Genomic DNA, 8,025 nt, shown 5'->3' with positions numbered 1-8,025 from the left:
GCATTCAAACCCGCTGATCGAACCGCCCAGAATGCGGCGCCCTGCGCGGCGACCGCGGACAGAAGCGTGAAACCCGCAGACGACGAGAGAAACCCCAAGGAGAGACCGTTGACCGATTACAGAAGGTTTCCAGGTACCGGAGCGACGGCTTGTGGTCGTCTTCGTCGTCCTGGGCAATGTAGGCCACGGCCTCTAGCCTGTGCCGCTGATGTCTTCGGCATCGAGCGATATCGGCCGATAACGCCACCACGGAACGCCCTCCATGGCGCCCGCACGAACAAGGTCGCGCCGTGTGATCTTGTAGAGGATGCCTCAAACCTCCGCCGCCGGATCGGCGGACAAATTAGCATAGATGGCTCTGCCTCTGGGCGGCGCCCTGAGGTTGAAACACTGCCGGTATCCGCCGACCCGCCCTGGCCGCCACTCGTGAGGACACGTGCCGCGCCAGTCGCGAAACGCGCTATCGCGCATATTAGCGCCATAGGCGCGAACCTCCCGAGCCGCAACACGAAAACTCTTTACGCGACGCGAGCAAGCGGAACGATCGATACAGAGTCCGGCGAGATTCCGTCTTCGGTCGCCTAACGTGGCGCCATCGGCCGTGTCGACAATCAAGAACAATCGACATCCTGCTTCAGTGTCTCAATGCGCGTCATGCGTTGACTAAGAGCAAAAAAGTCTCTGCCGATTTTGCGGCCGTTTAAATTTATGACCAAGGCCGTACGGCTATTACGAATGCGTCTACTGCAAAGACCAAGTGTTGCGGAAGCGCAACAACTGTGCGAAAACGACGTTCGATCCATGGCGGCGCTCGCCGGGAGACAGGCTTCGACTGTTTCCCGAATTTCGTAAGAGATTGTCCTGTTGCGTCCTTCATTGCGTCGAACATAGGCTTCATGCGCCGCGAGTTGACGAGGTTCGACTGATGAGACGATTGAACAGGACGCCGATCGGTGTTGCCCTTCTCGCTGGAGCGCCTCTGTTTGTCGCAGCGCCTGTTCACATCGTCTTCGCCGCAGAACTGTCGCGCGCGCAGATCGAACAAAAAATCGCAGAATCGCATGGCAACCCGGTCGATCTCGGAGATCTCGATCTCTCGGGCCTCGATCTTTCCGGCCTGGATCTGCACGGCGCAGATTTCTTCTCCGCCAGGCTCGCGGGCGCAAAGCTGGCAAAGGCCAATCTGTCGGGAGCCAATTTCACGCGCGCCGAATTGCAGAATGCGGACTTTTCCGACGCCCTGATGAAGGGGGCGTCGCTTTACGCCGCGCTTCTCGACGGCGCCAATTTCGAGCGCGCCGACCTGTCCGATTCGCGGATCATCGGCGGCGGAAAGGGCGTGAAATTTGGCAAGGCGAAGCTCATCGGCGCCGATCTCGGGGCCGATCCCGCCAATCAGGGCATGGTTCCGGTGCGCGCCGAACTGCCGGAGGCCAATTTCGACGGCGCCGACCTTACGCGCGCCAATCTCACCCATGCGGTCCTCACGGGCGCGAGTTTCACCGGCGCAATCGTGACCGGCGCGCGTTTCGACTATGCGGTGCTGGACGGCTCGAACCTCTCTCTCGGCCGCTGACGCCGGCTTATGACGCCGGCCTGCCGATCAATCCTGAAATGATTGGGATTTTTTCTGCGAGACCCGAAGCGCGACCTGCGTTAAGAGCGCCGAATCTCTCGCCATGCGACTTGATCATGAGCGTCAATCGTCTCTCCTCGCATTTCGCCATGCCGATCGCTCTGCTTGCGTTCTGGCCGGTCAGCGCGCCTGTAAATGCGGCGGCGGATATCGAACGCGGCCGCTATCTCGTCGAAGCGCTGACGGCGTGCGACAATTGCCACACGGCGCGCGGACCGGCTGGCTATGATCTTTCCCGTCGCTTTTCCGGCGGCGCGCAGACATTTTCCGGCGCGACCTATGTCGTGCGGGGTTCGAACATCTCGCCGGACGTTGAGACCGGCGTCGGCGCCTGGACCGACCAGGAATTGCGTGCCGCCATCGTCGACGGAGTCGGTCGGGAGAAGCGTCTTGCGCCTGTCATGCCTTCGGATTCTTACAAGCCGCTAACGACGCGCGATCTCGACGCGATCATCGCCGTCTTGCGTTCAGCGGCGCCGATCCGCGCGCCGCTCCCGTCGCCCCAGCAACGCAGCGGCGAATGGGCGCCTCATAGGATGCCAGGAGCGACCGCGACCTTCGATGAAGGGTCGCTCGCTGACAAAGGCGCGCGTGGCCTCTATGTCGCGTCGCTCGCCCGCTGCCTGTCGTGCCACAGCTCTGAGATCGACGGCGCGCCCGATTACCGCGATCGTCTCGGTGCGGGCGGCAAAATCTTTCGCAACGCCGCCGGCGTCGCCGTCGCCTCCAACATCACGTCACATCCGGTAAAGGGCGTCGGCGCGTGGTCGGATGACGAACTGAAACGCGCAATCACACAAGGAATTTCTCGCAACGGATCGCCGCTCAGGCCGCCGATGTCGACGCTTGCCAGAGCGCATTTTTCGAAGATGTCGCCTGACGATCTCGATGCGCTCATCGCCTGGATACGGACCATTCCGCCGAAGGAATGAGCTAACGCGATTTCGACGCCGCGTCGCGGATCGCCTTGGCGAGTTCGCCTTCGAACAGCATCGCTGAACCGTAATGCGTCTCGATGTCGAAAGGCCGCTTCTGATTCATGTCGAGCGAAGCGCTATGCATGGCGATCAATCGACCGTCTTCGGTAAAGAGTCCCGAACCTGACCCGCCATAGCCGTCGTTGCAGTCGTGACGTGCGCGGCGAATGCGACCTTCAGACGGTTCGTCGATGCGATAGACGTCGCATGATTCGATAGTTGCGGCGAGGCGCGTATTGGCATGTCCAGCCGGCGAGACCATCGCCACCTTGAAGCGCGCGCCGGTGGCGATGTCGCTCGCGTCAGGCGCCGGCTGGGGTTTCACGTTTTCGGGGGTGGGCTGCAACAGACGCAGCAGCGCCCAATCGTCAGTGATATGCAGCCCTTTTGATTCGATCGAAGCACCGATGCGCAGGCTGTCCTCGTCGAAATAATAATCGCCGCCAGCGATCCTGAAGAAGCAATTCGTTACCGGATGCGTCGGGACGAGGCGCCGATCGACGAAATTATGCGCATTCATCACGACGAGATCATGTGATGCGATAAGCCAGGCGGCGGCCGCGCGCTCCAGCGTTCCAAAATCCGAGTAGCACATGAGCACGCCGGTGCCGGCGAAGCGATCCATGTCCGCTTCGGTCAACGCCCTTCGCCTGTCGTCGAGGTAAAGCGCCGCACGAGCTCTTTGCGCGCCAATATGCGCGAGCGCCGCGCCGATAAGCGTCAACAAGACCGGCACGAGCGCGCGCCGGACGGCTGACGACTGCAGGCCGAGAGGAAATGACGTGTAACGGGGAGACGCGGACGGGTCACTTCGCACAAAAGCTTCCAACATTTGATCTCTAGGCGGCGTGGAGGATCGTCTTCTACAAAATCCGCCGGCGAGTTTGCGTCAAGCGTTCACGTCGCCGGGAAGCATCGGGACCGAAGATGCCGATCTTTCCCGAGACACATTACCGATAAATCGTGGAGACTCGGCTTCGCGCTTAAATTTATATGCCCCCGGATCGTCTCTCGAATTTGCGCCCACGCGCAGCGGGAGTAGGCGACCTTCAATGAAACAAGACGGCTGCATTTCTAGTCGTCTATCTGCGAGGCGATGTCGCCGCCAAAGAAGCCATCAAGGCGTCCGGGCGACGTTGCAGGAGGACTCGTCCATGAGGAAACTGCTGAATTCCGTGTCCCTGTTGTCCGTGCTGCTCGCCGCGCCGGTCGTGACGATGTCCGCCGCGGTCGCTGACGACAAACTCGAGGCTCTGACGAAAAGCGAAGACAACTGGGCGATGCAGGGCAAGAACTACAGCGCCAACCATTACAGCACGCTGAATCAGGTCAACGCCGCCAATGTGAAGAATCTGAAGGTCGCCTGGTCGTTCTCGACCGGTCTGTTGAGCGGCCACGAAGGTTCGCCGATCGTCATCGACGGCAAAATGTATGTTCACACGTCCTTCCCCAATAATACGTTTGCGCTCAACCTCGACGATCCGACTCGCATTCTTTGGCAGCACAAGCCCAAGCAGAACGCCGCGGCGCGCGCCGTCGCCTGCTGCGACATCGTCAATCGCGGTCTCGCTTACTGGCCCGGCGACGGAAAGACGCCCTCGCTCATCGTCAAGACGCTGCTTGACGGCCATGTCGTCGCGCTGAACGCCGACACCGGCGAAGAATATTGGAAGATCGAAAACTCGGATTTCAAGGTCGGCTCGACGCTGACCGTCGCGCCGCATGTCTATAAGGACATTGTGCTCATCGGCAGCTCTGGCGCCGAACTTGGCGTGCGTGGCTATATGACCGCCTATGACGTGCGCACGGGCGAGCAGAAGTGGCGCGCCTATGCGACCGGTCCGGATTCGGACGTGCTGATCGGCGACGATTTCAACAAGGCCAATCCGCATTACGGCCAGAAGGGCCTCGGCACGGCGACCTGGGAAGGCGACGCCTGGAAGATCGGCGGCGGCACCAACTGGGGCTGGTTCGCATACGACCCCGGCACGAACCTCGTCTATTACGGCAGCGGCAATCCGGCGCCGTGGAACGAAACCATGCGCCCCGGCGACAACAAATGGACCATGACGATCTGGGGTCGCGATCTCAACACCGGCGAGGCGAAATTCGGCTATCAGAAGACGCCGCATGACGAGTGGGATTATGCCGGCATCAATTTCATGATGCTCAGCGAGCAGAAGGACAGGGACGGCAAGCTGCGCAAGCTGCTGACCCATCCCGACCGCAACGGCATCGTCTACACGCTCGACCGCACCGACGGCACGCTGATCTCCGCCGATAAAATCGACGACACGGTCAATGTGTTCAAAAAGGTCGATCTCAAGAGCGGCCTGCCGCTGCGCGATCCGGAATATGGCACGCGCATGGATCATCTGGCCAAGGACATCTGCCCCTCGGCGATGGGTTATCACAATCAGGGTCTGGATTCTTACGACCCGACCAAGGAACTGTTCTTCCTTGGCGTGAATCACATCTGCATGGATTGGGAGCCATTCATGCTTCCCTATCGTGCGGGGCAGTTCTTCGTCGGCGCGACGCTGAACATGTATCCAGGTCCGAAGGGCGATCGCCAGAAGGGTGAAGGCCTCGGCCAGATCAAGGCCTACAACGCCATCACCGGCAAGTTCAAATGGGAGAAGATGGAGCGCTTCGCGATTTGGGGCGGCACCGCCGCAACCGCCGGCAATGTCGTGTTCTACGGAACGCTCGACGGCTTCATCAAGGCCCGTCACAGCGACACCGGCGAACTTTTGTGGAAGTTCAAGCTTCCGTCGGGCGTGATCGGCCATCCGATCGTCTATCAGCACAAGGGCGTCGAATATGTCGCCATCATGTATGGAGTCGGCGGTTGGCCGGGAGTCGGCCTCGTGTTCGATCTTCAGGACCCGACGGCCGGTCTCGGCGCGGTCGGCGCCTTCAAGCAGCTCGCCAACTACACTCAAATGGGCGGCGGCGTGATGGTGTTCTCGCTCGACGGCAAGAGCCCCTACGACGATCTGAGCGTCGGCGAATACAAGGCGAACTGATCTTCGCCGTTCCATCGATCTCTCCCCGCCTGGCGCGGTTATGAGACGCCTGTTCGGCCGCGTCCCCGTGCGCGACCGAACAGGCGATCGAAATGATCACGGAAAATAGAACAATGTCGCGGATCACTCGCTTGTCCTTCAGTTTCGGCGGCGCGCTTGTCGTTGCTATCGCGAGCTTCGGCGCCAAGGGCGCTTCGTTCGGCGGCTCCGGCGACGCAGCGTCCTTCGCTGCGCCTTCGCAAATGGCCGAGCAGGCGTCGCCCGCCGATCCCAATGCGCTTCGCATCTGCGCGGCGAAGAATCAGCCGCCGCTGTCAATGGAAGACGGCTCCGGACTTGAAAACAAAATTGGCGTCGCGCTCGCCGAGGCCATGCAGCGCAAGGCGCAGTTCGTTTGGTCGCAGCGGCCGGCGATCTATCTCGTGCGCGATTCACTCAACAAGAATCTGTGCGACGTCATCATCGGCCTCGATACGGGCGATCCACGCGTGGCGACGTCAAAGCCGTACTATCGAACCGGCTATGTCTTTGTCAGTCGCGCCGATCGCGGCCTCGACGTCAAATCCTGGACCGATCCGCGCTTGAAGAAGCTTGGCCACATCGTCGTCGCCTTCGGCTCTCCAGGCGAAATGCTGCTCAAGGATATGGGCCAGTATGAAGACAATATGGCCTATCTTTATTCGCTGGTGAATTTCAAATCGCCACGCAACCAATATACGCAGATTGATCCCGCTCGAATGGTCGGCGAGGTGGTGAGCGGCGCCGCTGACATCGCGGTCGGATTCGCGCCGGACGTCGCGCGTTACGTCAAGTCCTCGACCATTCCTCTGCGGATGACGCTGATCGAAGACGATGCGACGAAGAGCGGCGGTGAAAAAGTGCCGCAGCGATTCGATCAATCGGTGGCGGTGCGGCGCGCCGACAAGGCCTTGCTGGCGGAGATCGACAGCGCGCTCGTCGCCGCAAGGCCGATGATCGATGAAATCCTCAAAGCGGAGGGCGTTCCGCTTCTCCCCGTCACCCAATAGATGCGCGGCGCGCTAACGAGAACAGGACGAGAATAAGTGTCGAAAAGAAAAGGAAGCGTTTCGGTCTATCTCATCGGCGCCGCGGCGAGCCTCGTTGCTCTTGGCGCCATCGCGCAGACCGCGGGGATTACGTTCCGCAACACCATCACCGGCGAAGTGCTCAAGTTCGACGATGCGCTGCCCGAGGGAAGGGACACCGAGGGCGTCAAGAAGTTCATGGCGACAGGCAAAAATCCCTATAACGAGGACGCAAGCTGTTTGAAGCAGGGCGAACAGCTGTTTCTTTCCGCGTGCTCGGGATGTCACGGCCACCTTGCCGAAGGAAAGATCGGCCCAGGGCTCAACGATGATTATTGGACCTATCCGCAGAACGAAACCGACGAAGGCTTCTTCTCGACGATCTACGGCGGCGCACAGGCGTCGATGGGGCCCCAGTATGAAAATCTGACGCTTGACGAGATGCTCAAGGTGATGGCCTGGGTCCGTCACCTCTTCAAGGACGCGCCGGAAAAGGCGACCTGGTTGACCGACGAGCAGCGCAAGCAATTCAAGCCCTATTCCGGCCACGAGACGTTTCCGGAAAATCCGCCCGGCCAATGCCAATCAAAGGCGAAATAGTCTTCACGCCTCCGTCGCGCGGGGGCGCAAACAAGGAGGCGCGAGCCTCGAAAAGGGAGGAAACTGATGCGTAAGATTCCTTTTGCCGCGGCGCTCGCCGTCGGCGTTTTGTTTAGCGCCGGCGGCGCGCTCGCCTATGACGGCACCAAATGCAAGGCGCCCGGCAATTGCTGGGAGCCGAAGCCCGGTTTTCCCGAAAAGGTCGAGGGCTCGAAATACGATCCCAAGCACGACCCAAAGGAAATCGCCAAGCAGCAGGCGTCGATCCAGGGCATGGAAGCGCGCAACAAGAAGCGGGTCGAGAATTTCAAGAAGACCGGCAAGTGGGAATATGACGTGAGCAAGATCGCGCCATAGGTTTCATCGCGATGAGAACGCGATGAATCTAGCGGCCACGATCTGGAGCCGGCGCATTCGACAACGGCGCAGCGGCCCCATTACCGAGATCGTGGCCGCCACTTCTTTCTGGCAGGTTAAGGTCAGGCCTTGAACGATACGTTGCACGTCGTCGAGAAGCTCACCGAATGGCGCGCGCGCGCCCTTGAATTCGAGCGGGAAATTCAGAAGGCCGTTCTCGGACAGGCGCGCGTCATCAGGCTTGTGACGATCTGCATTTTCGCGCGCGGCCACGTGCTGATCGAGGGCGACGTGGGCGTCGGCAAGACGACGCTGCTACGCTCGGCGTCGCGTGCGCTCGGCGGCGACTTCGCTCGCGTCGAGGGCACGGTCGACATGAT

General features: G+C 60.6%; 8 protein-coding genes. 7 read left to right on the top strand and 1 reads right to left on the bottom strand.

Annotated features, from left to right (window positions below; all coding sequences use genetic code 11):
- Positions 1-925 precede the first annotated feature (925 nt).
- Both AB7I51_RS17070 and AB7I51_RS17065 read left to right on the top strand, forming a co-directional pair.
- Entirely contained in the window at positions 926-1,576 is a 651-nt protein-coding gene (locus AB7I51_RS17070) for a pentapeptide repeat-containing protein (protein ID WP_428405638.1), read from the top strand.
- A gap of 116 nt (positions 1,577-1,692) precedes the next feature.
- Positions 1,693-2,568: a c-type cytochrome gene (locus tag AB7I51_RS17065; RefSeq protein WP_428405639.1), complete on the top strand. Its 876-nt coding sequence runs from the start codon at positions 1,693-1,695 to the stop codon at positions 2,566-2,568.
- Between the two features lies 1 nt (position 2,569).
- Here the strand turns inward: AB7I51_RS17065 and AB7I51_RS17060 are convergent, their stop codons facing one another.
- A complete protein-coding gene (locus AB7I51_RS17060) occupies positions 2,570-3,445 on the bottom strand; it encodes a serine protease (protein WP_428406301.1) in 876 nt (291 codons plus the stop codon).
- A gap of 322 nt (positions 3,446-3,767) precedes the next feature.
- Here AB7I51_RS17060 and AB7I51_RS17055 point away from each other — a divergent pair, with 322 nt between their 5' ends.
- From AB7I51_RS17055 to AB7I51_RS17035, 5 genes are all read left to right on the top strand, one after another.
- Positions 3,768-5,642 carry a methanol/ethanol family PQQ-dependent dehydrogenase gene (locus AB7I51_RS17055; RefSeq protein ID WP_428406366.1) on the top strand — a complete coding sequence of 625 codons (1,875 nt, stop codon included), beginning with the start codon at positions 3,768-3,770 and terminating at the stop codon, positions 5,640-5,642.
- Positions 5,643-5,755: 113 nt separating this feature from the next.
- Positions 5,756-6,670, top strand: coding sequence for a methanol oxidation system protein MoxJ (gene moxJ, locus AB7I51_RS17050; RefSeq protein ID WP_428406365.1), 915 nt, complete (start codon positions 5,756-5,758; stop codon positions 6,668-6,670).
- Between the two features lie 36 nt (positions 6,671-6,706).
- Positions 6,707-7,288 carry a cytochrome c(L), periplasmic gene (moxG, locus tag AB7I51_RS17045; protein ID WP_428405063.1) on the top strand — a complete coding sequence of 194 codons (582 nt, stop codon included), beginning with the start codon at positions 6,707-6,709 and terminating at the stop codon, positions 7,286-7,288.
- Positions 7,289-7,354: 66 nt separating this feature from the next.
- Positions 7,355-7,645 carry a methanol dehydrogenase [cytochrome c] subunit gene (locus tag AB7I51_RS17040; RefSeq protein ID WP_428405062.1) on the top strand — a complete coding sequence of 97 codons (291 nt, stop codon included), beginning with the start codon at positions 7,355-7,357 and terminating at the stop codon, positions 7,643-7,645.
- 129 nt (positions 7,646-7,774) lie between these two features.
- Positions 7,775-8,025 (top strand): AAA family ATPase (locus AB7I51_RS17035; RefSeq protein WP_428406364.1); only part of this gene is annotated, 251 nt, incomplete at its 3' end.

The sequence above is a fragment of the Methylocystis sp. genome (assembly GCF_050246715.1).
Taxonomy (GTDB): domain Bacteria; phylum Pseudomonadota; class Alphaproteobacteria; order Rhizobiales; family Beijerinckiaceae; genus Methylocystis.
Note: the sequence above shows the minus strand (reverse complement) of the source record. Positions and strands in the feature narration are given on the sequence as shown.